The organism is Janthinobacterium sp. FW305-129, from assembly GCF_020858115.1.
In the GTDB taxonomy this organism is placed as follows: domain Bacteria; phylum Pseudomonadota; class Gammaproteobacteria; order Burkholderiales; family Burkholderiaceae_D; genus Janthinobacterium.
Genome location: NZ_JACYMM010000003.1, coordinates 121,123 through 138,926, shown reverse-complemented (window position 1 = coordinate 138,926; position 17,804 = coordinate 121,123). Strand labels below are relative to the sequence as shown.

The 17,804-nt window shown below is 65.4% G+C and carries 15 protein-coding genes and 1 pseudogene; 6 read left to right on the top strand and 10 right to left on the bottom strand.

Features of this window, described 5'->3' with window-relative positions:
* The first annotated feature begins 1 nt into the window (after position 1).
* The 4 genes from kdpC to IGS61_RS06965 all read left to right on the top strand — a co-directional run bounded on the left by kdpC (position 2) and on the right by IGS61_RS06965 (position 4,978).
* A complete protein-coding gene (gene kdpC / locus IGS61_RS06980; protein ID WP_230538927.1) occupies positions 2–577 on the top strand; it encodes a potassium-transporting ATPase subunit KdpC in 576 nt (191 codons plus the stop codon).
* A 58-nt stretch (positions 578–635) separates the two neighbouring features.
* Positions 636–3,389, top strand: a complete 2,754-nt coding sequence (locus tag IGS61_RS06975; RefSeq protein ID WP_230538926.1) for a DUF4118 domain-containing protein — start codon at positions 636–638, stop codon at positions 3,387–3,389.
* The gene (gene kdpE / locus IGS61_RS06970) at positions 3,386–4,084 is read left to right on the top strand and encodes a two-component system response regulator KdpE (RefSeq protein WP_230538925.1); all 699 of its coding nucleotides are present in this window, start codon (positions 3,386–3,388) and stop codon (positions 4,082–4,084) included. The genes IGS61_RS06975 and kdpE overlap by 4 nt, the downstream gene beginning before the upstream one ends.
* A 147-nt stretch (positions 4,085–4,231) precedes the next feature.
* Complete coding sequence (locus IGS61_RS06965) at positions 4,232–4,978, top strand: TorF family putative porin (protein ID WP_230538924.1); 747 nt, start codon at positions 4,232–4,234, stop codon at positions 4,976–4,978.
* Between the two features lie 73 nt (positions 4,979–5,051).
* Here IGS61_RS06965 and IGS61_RS06960 read toward each other — a convergent pair whose 3' ends face one another.
* From IGS61_RS06960 to IGS61_RS06950, 3 genes are read right to left on the bottom strand one after another with little or no spacing between them, the layout of a single operon-like run.
* A complete protein-coding gene (locus IGS61_RS06960) occupies positions 5,052–5,561 on the bottom strand; it encodes a cobyrinic acid ac-diamide synthase (RefSeq protein ID WP_230538923.1) in 510 nt (169 codons plus the stop codon).
* A gap of 10 nt (positions 5,562–5,571) precedes the next feature.
* Complete coding sequence (gene dapA, locus IGS61_RS06955; protein WP_230538922.1) at positions 5,572–6,609, bottom strand: 4-hydroxy-tetrahydrodipicolinate synthase; 1,038 nt, start codon at positions 6,607–6,609, stop codon at positions 5,572–5,574.
* Positions 6,606–6,914: a hypothetical protein gene (locus tag IGS61_RS06950; protein ID WP_230538921.1), complete on the bottom strand. Its 309-nt coding sequence runs from the start codon at positions 6,912–6,914 to the stop codon at positions 6,606–6,608. Before IGS61_RS06950 ends, dapA begins: the two co-directional genes overlap by 4 nt.
* A gap of 216 nt (positions 6,915–7,130) precedes the next feature.
* Here IGS61_RS06950 and IGS61_RS06945 point away from each other — a divergent pair, with 216 nt between their 5' ends.
* On the top strand, positions 7,131–8,132 hold the full coding sequence (locus IGS61_RS06945; RefSeq protein WP_230538920.1) for a gamma-glutamyl-gamma-aminobutyrate hydrolase family protein: 1,002 nt from the start codon (positions 7,131–7,133) through the stop codon (positions 8,130–8,132).
* On the top strand, positions 8,129–9,208 hold the full coding sequence (locus tag IGS61_RS06940) for an alginate lyase family protein (RefSeq protein WP_230538919.1): 1,080 nt from the start codon (positions 8,129–8,131) through the stop codon (positions 9,206–9,208). Before IGS61_RS06945 ends, IGS61_RS06940 begins: the two co-directional genes overlap by 4 nt.
* Here the strand turns inward: IGS61_RS06940 and IGS61_RS06935 are convergent, their stop codons facing one another.
* From IGS61_RS06935 to IGS61_RS06905, 7 genes and pseudogenes are all read right to left on the bottom strand, one after another.
* A complete protein-coding gene (locus tag IGS61_RS06935) occupies positions 9,209–11,677 on the bottom strand; it encodes a TonB-dependent siderophore receptor (protein ID WP_230538918.1) in 2,469 nt (822 codons plus the stop codon).
* A 95-nt stretch (positions 11,678–11,772) separates the two neighbouring features.
* The gene (locus tag IGS61_RS06930) at positions 11,773–12,579 is read right to left on the bottom strand and encodes a FecR family protein (protein WP_230539258.1); all 807 of its coding nucleotides are present in this window, start codon (positions 12,577–12,579) and stop codon (positions 11,773–11,775) included.
* 27 nt (positions 12,580–12,606) lie between these two features.
* Positions 12,607–13,089, bottom strand: a pseudogene (locus IGS61_RS06925) (sigma-70 family RNA polymerase sigma factor); the annotation flags it as partial.
* A gap of 275 nt (positions 13,090–13,364) precedes the next feature.
* Entirely contained in the window at positions 13,365–14,495 is a 1,131-nt protein-coding gene (locus tag IGS61_RS06920; protein ID WP_230538917.1) for a YbdK family carboxylate-amine ligase, read from the bottom strand.
* Entirely contained in the window at positions 14,496–15,683 is a 1,188-nt protein-coding gene (locus IGS61_RS06915) for a cation:proton antiporter (protein ID WP_046684256.1), read from the bottom strand.
* A gap of 313 nt (positions 15,684–15,996) precedes the next feature.
* Positions 15,997–17,166 carry a vWA domain-containing protein gene (locus IGS61_RS06910; protein WP_230538916.1) on the bottom strand — a complete coding sequence of 390 codons (1,170 nt, stop codon included), beginning with the start codon at positions 17,164–17,166 and terminating at the stop codon, positions 15,997–15,999.
* Positions 17,160–17,798: a GNAT family N-acetyltransferase gene (locus IGS61_RS06905; protein WP_230538915.1), complete on the bottom strand. Its 639-nt coding sequence runs from the start codon at positions 17,796–17,798 to the stop codon at positions 17,160–17,162. The genes IGS61_RS06910 and IGS61_RS06905 overlap by 7 nt, the downstream gene beginning before the upstream one ends.
* Between the last annotated feature and the right edge of the window lie 6 nt (positions 17,799–17,804).

Genomic DNA, 17,804 nt, shown 5'->3' with positions numbered 1-17,804 from the left:
CATGAGCACTATCGTACGTCCCGCCCTGGTCCTGTTTGCCGCGCTGACCGTGATCTGCGGCGTCGTCTATCCGTTTGCCACGGCCGGCATCGGCCAGCTGGCCTTCAACGATGAAGTCAACGGCAGCATCGTCGAGCGTGGTGGCAAGCCGGTCGGCTCGATGCTGATCGGCCAGTCCTTCACCTCGCCCAAGTATTTCTGGGGCCGTCCATCGGCCACCGCGCCGATGGCCAATAACGGCGCCGGTTCGGGCGGCTCGAACCAGGGGCCGACCAATCCGGCCCTGGTGGACGCCGTCAAGGCGCGCATCGCCGCCCTGACGGAAGCTGATCCCGGCAACCGCAAGCCGATCCCCGTCGACCTGGTGACGGCGTCGAGCAGCGGCCTGGACCCGGAAATCAGCCTGGCGGGCGCCCTGTACCAGGCGCCGCGCGTGGCCCGCGTGCGCGCCGTGCCGCTGGCGCAGGTGGAAAACGCCATCGCCAAGGTGCAGAAAACCGCGTATATCGGCTTTTTCGGCGAACCGCGCGTGAATGTGCTGGAACTGAATCTGGCGCTCGATGCGGCCGCGAAGTAAGATGATGCAGGGGCAGAGCCGCCGGTTTTGCCCCTGGTTTTGACCTTAAAAGATACCCATGCTCCCCAACGACAGCCAACGCCCCGACCCTGATGCCCTGCTGGCGCAAGTGCAGGCGCAGGAACAGAAAGCCGCGCGCGGCCGGCTGCGCATCTATTTTGGCGCCTCGGCCGGCGTCGGCAAGACTTACGCGATGCTGGCGGCCGCCCGCAAATTGCTGGCCGATGGCCAGGACTTGCTGGTGGGCGTGGTGGAGACGCATGGGCGCCTGGATACGGCAGCCCAGCTGGACGGCTTGCCCGTGCTGCCCCTGAAGGCCATCGAGTACCGGGGCAAGACCCTGTACGAGTTCGACCTGGACGAGGCCCTGTTGCGCGCGCCGCCGCTGATACTGATGGATGAACTGGCCCATTCGAATGTGGCCGGTTCGCGCCATCCGAAGCGCTGGCAGGACGTCGAAGAATTGCTGGCGGCCGGCATCGACGTGCTGTCGACCGTGAACGTGCAGCATCTGGAAAGCCTCAATGATGTGGTGGGGGGGATTACGGGCGTGCGCGTGGCCGAGACCCTGCCCGATACGGTGTTCGACCGTGCCGATGAAGTGGTGCTGGTCGATATCCCCGCCGATGAACTGCTGCGCCGCCTGAAGCAGGGCAAGGTGTATCAGCCGCAGCAGGCCGAACGGGCATCGCAGCATTTTTTTCGCAAGGGTAACCTGATCGCCCTGCGTGAACTGGCCTTGCGCCGCACGGCCGACCGGATCCAGGATGACGTGCAGGCCTACCGCGTTGAAAAATCCATCAATCCCGTGTGGAAGACGGGCGCCGCGCTGCTGGCCTGCGTGGGACCGCACGCGGGGGGCGAGCACGTGATCCGCAGCACGGCGCGCCTGGCCAGCCAGCTGAACGCGGAATGGCACGCGCTGTACGTGGAAACGCCCCGTTTGCAGCGCTTGCCAGCGGGCCAGCGCGAACGCATCCTGAAAACCCTGAAACTGGCGCAGGACCTGGGCGCGCGCACGGCCATCGTGCCGTCCGCCGACATCGCCGGTGCCGTGGTCGAGTATGCGCGCGGCGCGAATATCTCGAAAGTCATCGTCGGCCGTGGCCGCGGCCGTGCCAACTGCGGTGCGCTGGCACGCCTGTGGCAGGCGCCGCCGGCCGCGCGCATGGCCAGCCTGGCGCCCGATATCGACCTGATCGAGGTGGGCTTGCCGCCGGCCGATGCGGCACCCCGGCGTGCGGCGGGCAAAGACGAGGAGGCACCGCGCCGGCCATCGCGTCATTGGCGCTATATCCTGGCCGCCGGCGCCAGCCTGGGCACGGCCCTCGCCTCGGTGCCGCTGCAGCCTTATCTTGACCTGGCCAACATCGCCATGCTGTCCTTGCTGACGGTGGTGCTGCTGGCCGTGCGCCTGGGACGCGGGCCGGCGGCATTGGCCAGCCTGGTGGGCGTGGCCAGCTTCGATTTCATCTTCGTGCCGCCGCGGTTCTCGTTTGCCGTCGGCGATTTCCAGTATGTGATCACCTTTGGCGTGATGCTGGCCGTGGGCCTGATCACGGGCCACCTGACGGCCGGCCTGCGCTTCCAGGCGCGCGTGGCATCTCACCGCGAAGCGCGTGCCCGCGCACTGTATGAATTCTCGCGCGAATTGTCCGGCGTGCTGCAAACGGAGCAGATTTTCGACATCACGAAAAGCGCCATCGAGCGGGCGTTCCGCGCGCGCGCTACCTTGCTTTTGCCTGATGATGAGGGCAGCTTGCAGACCCCGAACGGCGGCGAGCCGCTCGATATCGGCATCGCGCAGTGGGCTTTCGACCATGCGCAGGCGGCGGGGACGGGCACGGATACCTTGCCGGCGTCGCCCATTTTCTACCTGCCGCTGATCGCGCCGATGCGCACGCGGGGCGTGCTGGCGCTGCTGCCGCTGGAGGCTGCCCAGCACGGGCGCTGGCTGCTGGTGCCGGAACAGCGCCAGCACCTCGATACCTTTGCCGCCCTGGCGGCCATCGCCCTCGAACGCGTGCACTACATCGACGTGGCGCAAGGCGCGCTGCTGCAGATGGAGTCCGAGCGGCTGCGCAATTCGCTGCTGGCGGCCCTGTCGCACGACTTGCGCACGCCCTTGACGTCGCTGGTGGGCCTGGCCGAATCGCTGGCCCTGTCCCGGCCTGCGCTGTCGCCCGCGCAGCTGGACATGGCGCGCTCGCTGCAGTCCGAAACCGTGCGCATGAGCGCCCTGGTGGCGAACTTGCTGGACATGGCGCGCATCGAGAGCGGCCAGGTGCGCCTGAATTTGCAATGGCAGGCGCTGGAAGAGGTGGTGGGCAGCGCGCTGCGCGCCAGCGGTCCGCAATTGCAGCAGCATGCCGTGCAGACGCAGCTGGCGCCGGACTTGCCGCTGGTGCGCTACGACGCCGTGCTGATCGAGCGCGTGCTGTGCAACCTGCTGGAAAACGCCGCCAAGTACACGCCGCCCGGCAGCACCATCACGGTCGCGGCCGGAGTGCACGGCCAGTTCCTGCAGGTGACGGTGCTTGACGATGGCCCGGGCTTGCCGCCCGGCCGTGAAGAAGCCATCTTTGAAAAATTCACGCGCGGCGAGCGCGAATCGAACAAGCCGGGCGTCGGCCTGGGGCTGGCCATTTGCCGCGCCATCGTCGAAGCCCACGGCGGCACCATCCACGCGCAGCCGCACGCGCCGGGACAGGGCGCCGCCATCGTCTTCAGCCTGCCCCTGGGTACGCCGCCGGCCTTGCCGGAAGCGGAGCTGGACGACGCCAACGTAAATGAAACAGGAAAACCATCATGAACGAACCTTCCGCCACCGCCTTGCTGGTCGAGGATGAACCGCAAATCCGCCGCTTCGTGCGCGCCGCGCTGGAAGACGAGGGCTGGCAGATTTTCGAGTCCGCCACCATGCAGCGGGGCTTGATCGATGCCGGCACGCGGCGGCCCGACCTGATCGTGCTGGACCTGGGCCTGCCCGACGGCGACGGCATCGACTTCATCGCCGACATCCGAAAATGGTCGGCCGTGCCCATCATCGTGCTGTCGGCGCGGGTCGACGAGCAGGACAAGATCCGCGCGCTCGACGCGGGCGCCGACGATTATCTGACCAAGCCGTTCGGCGTGGGCGAGTTGCTGGCCCGCGTGCGCGCCACCCTGCGCCGCCAGCGCCAGCCCGCCGCCAGCGACGATGGCGTGGTGCAGTTCGGCGACGTGCGCGTCGACCTGAAGGACCGCCTGGTGATGCGCAGCAAGCAGCTGGTGCACATGACGCCGACGGAATTCCGCCTGCTCTCGGTACTCGTGAAGAATGCGGGCAGGGTGGTCACCAATCCGCAGCTGCTGCGCGAAGTGTGGGGGCCGTCGAACAGCGAAAACGGCCATTATCTGCGCATCTACATGGGGCATCTGCGCCAGAAGCTGGAAGCCGATCCGGCCCAGCCGCAGTACCTGCTGACGGAAACGGCCGTCGGCTACCGGTTGCTGCTGCCGCTCTAACACCTTTTATTTTCCCCCGTTTGCAAACAGGCGCCGCGCGCGCCGGGGGGACGCTTTACTTTAAATTTTTGCAGCGAATTTTTGCAGCGGCGGGCCAGCTGCGCCATGTTGGCAAAGGCCCATACCACCCATGAAGAAGAAAAAACCATGAATAAAATGCTACTTGCACTTGCCGTCGCGACCGCCTTTACGGGCAGCCTGGCCCACGCGGAAGAGGCCAAGCCGGACAATGAAGTCAGTTTCAATGTGGCCGGCGTGTCCGACTACCGCTATCGCGGCATCTCGCAGACGCGTTTGAAACCCGCGCTGCAGGGCGGCGTCGACTATGTCAACAATCCGACCGGCCTGTATGCGGGCGCATGGGCTTCCACCATCAAATGGACCAAGGATGCGGGCGGCAGCGGCGACGTGGAAGTGGACCTGTATGCGGGCAAGCGCGGCCAGCTGACCAGCGACGTCGGCTATGACGTCGGCGTGCTGGCGTATGTGTATGCCGACAACGGCTTGAAGAATATCGGCCTGGCCAACGCGGACACGCAGGAAGTCTACGGCCAGTTGTCGTATGGCCCCGCCTACGTCAAGTATTCGCACGCCGTCTCGAACCTGTTCGGCATCGTCAACAGCAAGAACAGCGGCTACCTGGACATCGGCGCGACGATCGACCTGACGAACGGCTGGACCGGCAACCTGCATGCGGGCCACCAGAAGGTCAAAAACAATGATGCGTTGAGCTACACGGACTGGAAAGTGGGCGTCACGCGCGATTTCGGGTTTGTTACGGGCGCGCTGGCCGTGATCGGCACGAACGCGGGCAAGTCGGCCTATGCCTCGCCAGTGAATGGCAAATTCATGGGCAAGACGGCGCTGCAGCTGACGGTCAGCAAGACGTTTTAATGGACTGAGTTGACTGAAAGGAGAGGCGGCGCATGCGCCGCCTTTTTTGCGTGCTTAAGCGGCGGGCAGGTTGCTAAGCGGGCAGGTTAAAAACGGCGCAATACAGCTGTCCCAGGCCGACCACGCGGGCGGCTGGAATCTGCGCGGCCAGGGCATGGGCGGGCGCCGCCTGCGTGTCCGTTGCCAGCAGCACGCGCAGGCCGGGATTGGCGCCGCGCGCGTGCGCGATGCGGCGCGCCAGGCCCGCCTGCGCGGCGCCATCGACGACGCCGTCGAGCGGCACCACCAGCACGCGCGCGGCGATCAGGGCCGAGCGGCTGCCCATGGAGTCGCGGCCTTCGCTGTCGATGACGATGTCGTGGTAGTAGTGCACCAGGTGTTCCAGCTCCGGCTGCAAGCCCTTGGCGCTGATGGCGCGCGCCATCAGGCGCGGCCGCGTCAGGCTGCCGTGCATGGCGCCGTCGTGCAGGTTCCTGGCTTGCGCCATGGCGCCCTGGCGCGGATCGGCATCGAGCAGCAATACCTTGCGGCCGGCCAGCGCGCGCGAGGCGGCCAGCCGCCCGGCCAGGATGGATTTCTCCATGCCCCCGCGTTCATCCGTGATGGCGATGATCATCTTGGCGCACGGCTGGCATGATGTTGGCGGGGGAGACCAGCTGCAGCAGACAGCCTTCGCGCGGCGCATCCCTGTCGCTGACGGTCCAGACGGGCAATTCCATCAGGGGTTCGAGCGCCGCGGCCAGGGCGGCCTGGCCGGCGGCGGACATCGGCGTCATCGGCAGGCGCAGCTCGTCGCGCACCTTGCCCTGCATGGCCAGCGCTGCCTTGACGGGAGCGGGATTCGGTTCGGAAAACAGCAGGCGGATGACGGGCAGCATGGTCTTGAACAGGGCGCCTGCGGCGCCGTGGCGGCCCTGCCTGACGAGGTGGTACAGCTGCGCATACAGGTCGGGACGCACCTGGGCGGCGGCCGACATGGCGCCGTGGCCGCCCATGGACAGGCTGGCCAGCAGCAGCGCGTCGTCGCCGCACAGCACGTCCAGGCGCGTGTCGAGCAGCAGTTCGCCCAGCTGCTGCAGCTTGCCGCCCGCTTCCTTGATGGCGACGAAGTGCGAGTCGCGCGCCAGCAGCGCGGCCGTCTGCGGTTCGATATTGACGCCCGTGCGGGCCGGCACGTTGTACAGCACGATGGACTGGTCGGTGGCGGCGGCGATGGCCTGGAAGTGGCGCACGATGCCATCCTGCGAAGGGCACACATACGCTGGCGCCGAGACCAGCAGGCCGGCCAGCGGATGGTCGTTGTAGCGCTGCACGGCGGAGACGACGCTGCGCGTATCGCTGCCGCCTATCCCCATCACGATGGGGAAGCGGGGGCCGACGGCTTCGAGCACGCTGTCGAGCAGCATGGTCTGTTCCGCGGCGCTCAGCATGGCCGCTTCGCCCGTGGTGCCGCACACCACCAGGCCATCGATGCCGCTGGCGGCCAGTTCGCACGCCAGCTGCTGGGCCGCGTCGAAGTCGATGTCGCCATCGCCATCAAGGAAGGGCGTGACCATCGGCACCCAGATGCCTTGGAAGTGCGCGGTGATGCGCGAGGAAGACATCGCCTGCTCGCAGGAGTACTGGTTCATAGCGATTTCCCCTGGCTGATGCGGCCAAATTCCGCCGCCGGCAGCAGGCGCATGACGGCATCCATGGTCAGGCGCAGGGCCGGTTCCGTCACGCACAGCCAGACTTTCATGCGTTCGGCATGGTCGACCGCCTCGATGCGCATGAACGACAGCATGCCGCCGCAGGTCCTGACGACCAGCTGGCGCAGCTCGGCCAGGCAGGACTTGTCTACCGTGATATGCATGAGGAAGGTGGGCAGGCGGGGATGGCGGTGGGGCAGTGCTTGATGCGCTTGATGCGTTTGCAGGCGTGAATGGGGTTCCATGGTGGCTTTGCAGCGGTGGTTGAGGTAAGTTCAAGATTAGCAGCGGGGGCGTAAAGATTCTCTAAAAAGCGGGGCCGCCAGCGTAAACGGGCTGTATGCATCGGGCGTGGACGTGTTGCGTGGATGCCCCGCGTGGCCTTTTGTTACAAAATTGAATCGTGCTTTCCGAGGCAGGGGTTTATATTGAAAACGTCTCCGCTTTCAGTCAGCCTTGCCATGTCAGACGAAAAAGATCCCCAGCAGCCCCCATCCACCGATCCCGCAGCGCCGGCGCCGTCGCGGCCAGACCGGGTGGGCCGCCGGGCGCCCGATGAGGAGCACCGCGCGCGCGACGCGGCCCCCCGCTACCTGAAGGATAACGACACGCCGCTGGCGCTGGCCTGGCGGGTGATCTCGTCGCGCTACCGCTCCATGCGCGACAAGGCCAGCCGCGATTTCATGCGGCGCACCCTGCGCATCGGCATCTCGGCGCGCATTTTCCACCCCGAGCCGGGCGCTACTGGCCTGCGCAGCAAGAACCTGCAATACCTGGAAGAGTCGATCGCCCAGTGGGTCATGTCGCGCGACGTGCTGGTGTTCATGATCCCGACCGTCAATACCAGCGGCCAGCTACACCCGAGTAACATCACCCTGCGCCACTATGCGCGCCACCTGGACGGCCTGGTGCTGCAGGGCGGCGCCGACGTTTCGCCGCAGACGTATTCCGAGGCGGCCACGCGCCCCGAATGGAACGGCGACCGCGCGCGCGACCTGTATGAGCTGGAACTGCTGCACGAATTCGTCGACGCGGGCAAACCCGTGCTGGGCATATGCCGGGGCTGTCAACTGATCAACGTGGGCTTTGGCGGCACCCTGTACCAGGACATCGCCTCGGACGTGGCAGGCGCCACCTCGCACGTCAACGACCTGTATGACCGCCACCGCCACACCATCGTCTTTCCGAAAGGCTCGTCGCTGGCGGGCATGTTCCCGAAGACGGGCGAGGCGCTCGTCAATTCCATCCACCACCAGTCGGTCAAGGACCTGGGGCGCGACGTCACCGTGGAAGCGTATTCGCAGGGCGACAACATCGTCGAGGCCATCCGCTACCAGCGTGCCCGCTTCGTCATGGGCTTGCAATGGCACCCGGAATTCCATTCGGCGGGCGGCGTCGAACTGCTCGATTGCACGCCCATCCTCGATAACTTTTTGCGCGCGGCGCGCGAGACGCGGTTTTGAGTACGCATCTGATGCGCCGGCGCACCTTGCTGGCCGGCTTGCTGGCGCTGCCCCTGGCCGGCTTGCGCGCGGCGCCGCGCCCGCATGAGGGTGCGCTGCCGTTTGCGCTGACGTCCGCCGCGCGCGCCCGCACGCTCAAGGCGCGGGTGGCGCCGGCCGTTGCCGAACAAGTGGTCAAGGCGGCGCGCAAGGATGCGGCGCGCCCCGTGCACCTGATGGCCGAAGTGCGCACTGGCGGCTTGCTGAAGGGAGAAGGCGGGCGCGAGACCAGCCAGCAGGCGCAGGAGGACTGGCGCCAGGCGCGCTTGCAGGCGCTGGCCTGGAGATTATCGGGTGAGATGGCGCATTTCGAGGCGGCGCGCCAGCTGTTGCTGGCCTGGAGCGGCGGCTATGCACCCTCGTTCAGTCCCGTCGACGAGACGGAGCTGGCCAGCCTGCTGATGGGCTTTGATCTGGTACAGGAACGCTTGAGCGGCGTCGAGCGCGAGCAGGTGCAGGCGTTTTGCCGCACCCTGGCACACGGGTACTTGAGTGATCCCGTCAAGGTGGGCGGCCCGTCCACGGCGCGCAACAACTGGCACAGCCACCGCATCAAGATCGGCACGGCCGCCGCGTATGTCACGGGCGAAGCCTTGCTGATCGCGCGCGCGAAGGAGCGCTTCCTGGCGCACGTGCCGCGCAATATCGGCGCCGGCGGCGTGCCCTTCGACTTCGAGCAGCGCGATGCCCTGCATTACACCACCTACAGCCTGGAGCCGCTGCTGACGACGGCCCTGATGGCGCAGGCGCATGGCGACGACTGGTATGGCGCGCCGGAAGCGCGGCGCCTGGCCGAAGCGCTGGCCTGGCTGGCGCCGTATGCGCAGGGCAGGAAAACGCACGAGGAATTCGCGAAAAGCGCCGTGCCCTTCGACCGCAAGCGCGTGGCGGCCGGCGAAAAGGGTTTTACGGGGAATTGGGAGCCCAGGGGCGCCGCCAATGTGTACCTGCTGGCGGCGCGCTTCGATCCCGCTTATCTGTCTCTGGCGCTGGAACTGCGTCCGCCAGCCTGGGCGCTGGCGCTGTATGGCAGTTAGTCAGAACTTCGTGCGCACGGTGAACATCACATTGCGCGGTTCACCGTAGAAGCCTGTTCCGAACAGGCCCAGACCCGTCAAGTACTTCTTGTCCAGCAGATTGTTCACGTTCAGGCTGGCCGTGACGTTCTTGCTGATCTCGTAGCGGGCCAGCAGGTTGACCAGTGCATAGCTGCCTTGCTGCAGGCGCGCATTGTCGTTGGCGGCAGGGTTCCTGACCTCGCCGTGGAAACTGCTTTGCCAGGTCAGGCCGCCGCCCACCGTCACTTTGTCCAGGCTGGCAGGCAGGCGCCAGCTGCCTTGCACTCTTGCCAGGTGGGCCGGCTGCGTGGTTTGCAGCATGGTGGAAAACACGTCCTTGCCATCCTTGTCGCGCACATGTGCATACGTGTAGCCGGCGCTCAGTTTCACATCTTTCAGCACCTCGCCTGTCACCTCCATTTCCACGCCGCGGCTGGTGACGCCATCGATGGCTTTATACGCTTCTTCGCCGTTGACTTCACCCACAGAGCTGGCCACATTGCTCTGGCGGATCTGGAACAGGGACGCGCTGGCATTGACCTTGCCGTCGAGATACTCCGCCTTCACACCCGCTTCCACACCCTTGCCGCGCACGGGTGCGAGGAAGTTACGCTTCACGTCGCGGTTGCTTTGCGGCGCAAAGATGGTCGTGTAGCTGCCGAACACGGAATAGGTCTTGTCGAGGTCATACACGACGCCCGCATACGGCGTGATGACGCCGCTTTCGTCCATGCGCGTATGGCTGGGCGTGGCATTGTCGAATAAGCTGCGCTTCTGATCCATCTTGTAGTTGCTGATCCGCGTGCCGACGATCACCGATAGCGCATCGCTCGGGCGCAGGCGCACGGCGCCATACAGGCCGCTCTGGCGCGTGCTGTCATCATCGTTGCCCTGGTGTTCGAACGCCGGCTCCGCATACTGGCCGCGCCAGTCGAAGTAGCTGCCGTCCAGGGGCGGATAGACCGATTTGTAGACGGGGGCGTCCTGCTTGGCCGTCGACGAAGAATAGCCCAGCATGGCTTCATGCTGGCGGCCGAACAGGGTAAACGGGCCGCTGGCGTCGACGTTGACGGTGGTCTGGCGGCGGTCGCCCTTGTATTTTCCCATGAAGAAATAGGCGCCTTCGCCCGTGACGGGGTCGGGATTGCCGCTGCTGGCCGAGCCGAGCACGCTGTCATGCTTGCTGCGCAACTGGTTGGCGCTCAATTTCACTTTCCACGCGTTGGCGAAGCTGTGTTCCAGCGACGAGAACAGCGTGGTGTTCTGCATGTCGCGGCGGCTCCAGTCGGTGGCAGGATTCCACGAAGTGGGAAAGTTCGTGCGCGTGCCGTCGGAAAACAACAGGGGAAAGCCCGTCCAGGTGGAGCCGCGCGGCTTGTAATCCTGGTGCGTGAAGCCGGCCGTCAGCAGGGTGAGGGGTGTCAGGTCCGCTTCGATGATGCCGTAGGCGACGGATTTCTGCTGCGTGTAGCGGTCGAGGTAGGAGTGCTTGTCCTGGTAGGCGGCCACCAGGCGGCCGCGCAGCGTGCGGCTGTCGTTCAGGGGGCCGGAGACATCGGCTTCGCCGCGGTAGTTGTCCCACGATCCCGCGCCTAGGGTGGCCGAGCCCTCGAAGCTGGCAGTGGGGCGCTTGCGCACCATGTTGACGGTGGCCGACGGGTCGCCCGAGCCGCTCATCAAGCCCGTCGCGCCCTTCAGCACTTCGATGCGGTCATAGATGGCCATGTCGCTGTTGGTCGTGCCCCAGTCGTACACGCCGTCATAGATGGCCGACACGCCGTCGTACTGGAAATTGGTGACGGCAAAGCCGCGCGCCTGGAAGCTCCAGCGGTCGCTGTCATAGTTTTGCACGCTCACGCCATTGACGTTTTTCATGACGTCGGAGACGGCGTTGCTGTTCTGGTCATCCATCTGCTGGCGCGTGACGATGGTCAGCGACTGCGGCGTTTCGCGCTGCGTCAGGGCCAAACCCGTGGCACCGCTGGCGGGTCCGCCCGTATAGCTGTCCGTGCCGCTGGTGGCGGCGTTGCGCTCGGCCGCCGCCACCACGGTGACGCCGCTCATGACGGCCACGCCACGGCTGTCCGCCGTGGGTGCGCTGGCGCTGGCGGGGACCTTTTGCAGCAGGTAGCCGCCATTCGATTGCGGCACGGCTTGCAGGCCGCTGCCGGCCAGCAGCACGCGGAAACCGTCTTGTACGCCATAGCTGCCTTGCAGGCCGACGCTGCGCAAGCCTTGCGTGGCGTCGCTGGAGAACGACAATAAAATGGCGCTGTCGCTGCCGAAGCGCGTCAGCACGTCGCCCAGCGCGCCGGCCGGGATGCCATAGACGCGCACTTGCTGGCTTTGTGCCAGGGCTGGCGCCGGCAGGGCCAGCGCCATGCCGATCTGCGACAGGGCACAGGCCAGGACGGTGCGGGTAAGGAGGGAACGCGAAGCGTGGTGCATGGAATAAAACCTTTCGTGGATGCGCAAGATGGAGACTACCTGTCTACCAAGTCACGCGAGCACGGCGAAACAGCTCACTTTGCAGAAAATATTTTTCAGTGCGCCGCCAGTTCGATCCTGACGATTTGCCGGCCCCAGAAGCGCGTGACGGTATTGCGCCGCAGTTGCAGGCTGGCGCTGACGGCGTCGAGGATGGCGCCCACGTCGGCCAGCGGGTAGGAACCGGACACGCGCAGGTTGGCGACGGCGGGCGTACAGTCCAGCGGATGCTCGCTGTAGCGCGACAGCTCGGCGAGGAAATCGGCCAGGCGCATGTCGCGCGCCACCAGCATGCCATCGAGCCAGGCGCCGCCATACGGCGCCAGCGCCTGGCGGTGGCAGCTCGTGCCGTCGAAATGCGCGCCTTCGCCGGGATGCAGCACCAGGCGCTGTGCTCCATCGCCGGCCAGCACGGCGACGGCGCCTTCGAGCACGCCGGCGCTGGCGTATTGCTGGTGCAGGCGCACGGTGAAGCGCGTGCCCAGCGCCTGCAGGCTGCCATGCGGCGTGCCGACGAAGAAGGGCCGCCGTGCCGTATCCTTGCCGGTGGCGATGAAGATTTCACCGGCCAGCAGGTCGATGCGGCGCTGCGCGCCGTCGTAAGCGATATTCACGGCGCTGCTGGTGTTGAGCGTGAGCTGCGTGCCGTCATCGAGGGTCACGACGCGGCGCTGGTTGACACCCGTGCGGTAGTCGGCCTTCCAGCCGCGCCATGGGCTGCGGCGTTCGAACGCATACAGCGAGGCGCCGCAGGCCAGCAGCAGGGCCAGCGTCTTGACGGCATGGCGGCGCGGGGCGTTGGCTTGCACGCAGGCGCGCAGCAGGCTCGCGTGCGCCGCGGGCGGCAGATGCTCGTGCTGCATTTGCAGCTGCTGCCACGCCTGCGTGGCGCTGCCGGCCCGTTGCAGATGGCGTTTGACTGTCGCCAGCGAGATGCCGAGCTCGCGCGCGATGTCTTCCTGCGGCAGTTCGTCGAGCTGGCGTAGTAAAAAAGCCCGTTTCACGGGAGGCGGTAAGCCGTCGAGCATGCGGTCGAGTTCAAACACGGTGGCCAACAGCAGCGCGCGCTCCTCGGGCGATGGTGTGTGCAGGGGCGGCAGCTGTGTCAGCACGTCCAGATAAGCCTGTTCCAGCTTCTGACGACGGTAATGGCTGAACAGCACGCGCTGCGCCACGGTAGCGAGAAAGGCGCGCGGCTCGCGCGCGGCGACGGCGTCTTCGCGGTCGAGCAGGCGCATGAAGGTGTCCTGCGCCACATCGGCCGCGCACGCCGTGCTGCCCAGCTTCTTGCGCAGCCAGCCCTGCAGCCAGCCGTGGTGGTCGGCATACAGTGTCGCGATGTCCTGGCGTTGTAGCGGCTCTGCCAGCGGCATCGCGTTCCCCTTGCAAGACCGGTCCGGCTGGACTGGTGTTTTTAAACAATAATAAGAATCATTCTCACTTATTGTAACAAGCGGGGGAGGTGGCTGTAAATGACGGGCAGGCGGGGTGTGGTTTTTTGGGTTGCGTTGTTGGGGTAAAAATCACGATGACTGGCAAAACCGTCGCGAGCGGAAGGGAGAGGTGGCTAAGAAGCGCAACCGTACGAAGGTACGGTGAGCATCGCAGGCCGCCTATACCGACGCGCAGCAGGTTTGGCCAGGCATCCTCAGTAATTCATCGGTTCACCGCGAAAACATCGGATGGCCGAATCGACCATGCCCTCGGCGCTGCCCTGCAGGCTGTGCTGCTTGCGCAGGTATTGCGCGTCGCTCCACTGCTTGGCCACGTCCGACAGGTGTTTCAGGGCCGGCGTGCTGCCCAGCGCCTCGGCGTGCGGTTCCATTTTGCGCAGGGTGGTCATGATGTCTTCGCGCAGCGACATCGTTTCGTAGGTTTTCGGATGCGTGATGGCGCCATCGAGGCCGAAGCGGCAGGCCTGGAAGCGGTTGTAGTTATATACGAGGTAATCGTCTTCCACCGGCGGGGTTTCGCGGCGTTCGAGCAGGTAGCGGCACAGCGCCTGCAGGTAGGCGGCCAGCGCGGCGGCCCGCTCCACCGTCAGCGGCGTGTCGCACACGCGCAGTTCGATGGTGCCGAATTCTGGCTTGGGGCGGATGTCCCAGTAAAAATCCTTCATGCTCTTGATGATGCCCGTGTTCTCCATCTTGGCGAAATACTCGTTGGAGAACTGGTCCCAGCTCAGCGTAAACGGCGCGCGTCCGCTCATGGGAAACGCGAACACGGAATTCAAACGGGCCGAATCGAACAGGGTGTCGCGGCCCTGCACGTAGGGCGAGGACGCCGACAGGGCGATGAAATGGGGGATGTAGCGGTTCAGCGAATGCAGCAGGAACATGGCGTCGTCGCCCGAGGCGCAGCCGATGTGCACGTGCTGGCCGAAGATGGTGAACTGTTTGGCCAGGTAGCCGTACAGTTCCGAAATCTCCTGGAAGCGGGGTTTGGAAAAGATCTTTTGCGACGACCATTGCTGGAACGGGTGCGTGCCGCCGCCCGCGATGCCGATATTGAGCTTGTCGCCAGCCGTGACCAAGGTGTCGCGGATTTCCTGCAACTGCTCCAGCAGGGGGCCATGGTGCGTGTGCACGCTCGAGTTGATCTCGATCATGCTCTCGGTGATTTCCGGCGTGACGTTGCCGGGAAACGGTTTCTTGTTCAGCAGATGCAGCAGGTCGGGGCTGGCGGCCGTCAAGTCATAGTCCGACAGGTTTACCAGTTGCAGTTCGAGTTCGACGCCGAAGGTCAGCGCGGCCGATTGGCCAAAGGGTTCCAGCGGCATTTAGCGCTCCTTGATTTCGTGGGTTTCTTTGGCCAGCATCAGCACGCGCTGCACCAGCACGGGGCCGACCAGTTCCAGGCCCAGGGTGATGGCGGCCAGGGCGTTCAATTCGTCGCCGAAGTTCACGCCGTGCTGGCGCGCGTGTTCGAGCAGCAGGATGATGAAGACGGAGACGGGCGTCAGGGCCACGCCCGTCAGCACGCCCTTGCGCCAGGAAATGCCGCTGACGTGCGAAAACGCGGCTACGCCGGCAACCTTCGTCAGCAGGCGTCCGCCGACGACGGCCAGGGCCAGGCCCGCGCCCGCCGTCACGCTGGCCCATTCCAGGGTCGAGGCGGCATACACGAACAGCAGCACCGTCAGCAGCTCGCCCATGGCGCCGAAATTGCGCTGCGCCTGGCTGAAGGCGACCCTGCGGTGGCGCGCCACCAGGCCGAAGGTGAGGGTGGCCAGCAGCGGCGACAGGCTGGTGGTGTAGGTCAGGGCGACGAGCAGCATCACCGACAGCGCAAACGCCACAGTGGCATCTTGCGCCATGTTGCCCAGGCGGCGCAGCATGGCCGGCACGACGATGCCAAAGACGGTGCCGGCGGCCACGGAGGCGGCCAGCACGGCGGCGCTGCTGCTGCTCGCCTCGATCAGGTCGGTGGAGCTCTGGAACATCCAGAAGCCGACGATGATGTTGAACGTGAAGACGGCCAGCACGCAGTTCAGGGCGGTGAGGTGGACGATGCGTTCCGTGACCTGGCCCGAGCTGCGTTCCTCGTTGATGACGCGCATGATGGTGGCCGGCGAGGTGGACATGGCCAGGGACGCCAGCAGCAGCGCCGTCATCGAGGTGCTGCCGAATTCGATGCCGATGAAGTAGACGACGGCAAAGGTCAGCAGGGATTCGACCAGGCCCGTGACGGCGATCCACGGATTGTTCTTCAGCCAGCGCAGGTTGATGCGGTAGCCCACCTCGAACAGGATCAGGCCGAAGGCCACGTCGGCCAGCACCAGCATGGGGCCGGCGTCCGTCTGCGGCAGGATGCCTACCTGCGTCTGCGCGAGGACGAAACCGATCACGCCGTAAAAACTGATGCGCGGCAGGCCAGTCCAGCGGTGGCCGAATTCGCCCACTACCCAGGCCAGGGTAATGGCGAACGGCCAGGACAGGTCGGCGGCGATCGAGATCAGACTTTGCATGCTCATTCCTTTGAAAATGGCGCTGGCACCGGCCGGCAGCACGGGGGCTGGCGCAGCAATAGCGTGGTGCAGCGGTGGTGCATGGTTTGCGCAGAGCGATGCGCCGATTCTACCGGAGCAGAAGGCGCGCACGATGTGCGCAATCGAACAGTGTCGCGGTCATGGCGGCCGCGCACGGGATGCAGCAGGGTAGGGCAGGGCTGGTATCGGCGTATGCTACCCGCCCGCGGCGGAGATGCACCGCACGGTAGTGCCGTGTCGCAGTGTACGGCATGGCGGCCCCCTGCCGCCATGGACTTTTTGTTGCGTGCTTTTATTTACTGAGCAGACGCATGCCCCGTTCCAGCCCGTCGATCGACAGGGGGAACATGCGGTTGTTCATCAACTGCCGCATCACGCCGATCGACTGGCGGTACTGCCATAAGCCTTCCGCTTCGGGATTGAGCCAGATGAATTTCGGGAACGCCTGGGTAAAGCGCGCCAGCCACGCCGATCCCGCTTCCTCGTTGTTGTATTCGACGCTGCCGCCCGGCTGCAGGATTTCGTAGGGGCTCATGGTGGCGTCGCCGACGAAAATCAGCTTGGTGTCGGGCGGGTATTTGCGCAGCACGTCCCAGGTGGGAAAACGCTCGGCGTTGCGGCGCCGGTTGTTCTTCCACAGGTAGTCGTAGACGCAGTTATGGAAGTAAAAGAATTCCATGTTCTTGAATTCCGTCTTCGCCGCCGAAAACAGTTCCTCGGTGCGCTCGATATGGTCGTCCATGCTGCCGCCCACATCAAACAGCATCAGCACCTTGATGCGGTTCTTGCGCTCGGGCCGCATCCTGATGTCCAGGTAGCCCGCGTTATTGGCCGTGGCGGCGATGGTGGCGTCGAGCGCCAGCTCATCTTCCGCGCCTTCGCGCGCGAACTTGCGCAGGCGGCGCAAGGCCACCTTGATGTTGCGCGTACCGAGTTCGCGCTCGCCGTCGTAATCCTTGTAGCTGCGCGCTTCCCACACTTTCACGGCCGTGCGGTTGCCGCCCTTGCCGCCGATGCGGATGCCTTCCGGGTTCGTGCCGCCATTGCCGAACGGCGAGGTACCGCCCGTGCCGATCCACTTGCTGCCGCCCTCGTGGCGCTCCTTCTGCTCCTTCAGCAGCTCGTTCAGGCGGTCCATCAGCTTGTCGTAGCCGAATTTCTCCAGCTGCGCCTTTTGCTCTTCGGACAGCTCACGCTGCATGCGTTTCAGCAGCCAGTCGAGGGGAATCGCCGCGTTCGTGTCGAAAGCCGCGTTGACGCCCTTGAAGTACTGGGCAAAGGCGCGGTCGAACTTGTCGAAATGGGCCTCATCCTTGACCAGGGTCAAACGCGCCAGATAGTAGAAATCGTCCATCGAGGCGTCGATGACGTTCTTTTGCAGCGCCTCCAGAAGCGTCAGAAATTCCTTGATCGAGACGGGAATCTTCGCATCCTTGAGCGTGAAGAAGAAATCGATCAGCATGGCGCGGGTTCTCCCGCGCGTGGCAGTGCGGCGATGGGGCGCTGCGCCAGCTTGTAGCGCAAATGGGCGGCAATTTCCGGCCACTCGCCGCGCGTGATGCTGTACATGACCGTGTCGCGCACGGTGCCGTCGCGGCGCAGCGCATGGTGGCGCAGCACGCCATCCTTTTTCGCGCCCAGGCGCTCGATGGCTGTTTGCGAGGCGTGGTTGAAATTGTCGGTGCGCAGGCCCACCAGCGCGCATCCGAGGTTATCGAAGGCGTGCGCCAGCAGCAGCAATTTGCAGGTGGTGTTGACGTGGCTGCGCTGGCAGCGCTTCGCGTACCAGGTGTAGCCGATTTCCAGGCGTCCGATGGCTGGCACCACGTCGTGGTAGCTGGTGGTGCCGAGCACCTCGCCGCTGGCCGCGTCGATGACGGCAAAGGCGAAGCGCGTGGGGCGCATCTCGATGCCCTTGAAAATGTACTGATCTACCTGGTCCGGCTCGGGCACGGAGGTGACGCGCAGATTCCACAGTTCGCCATCCATGGCCGCCGCACGCAGGCCGGGCGCGTGATGCGGCGCCAGCGCCTCGAGGCGGATGCCGTGCAGTTCCAGGGGGACGAAGACCTTGTCCGGGCTGATGTCGTTCACCGGCGC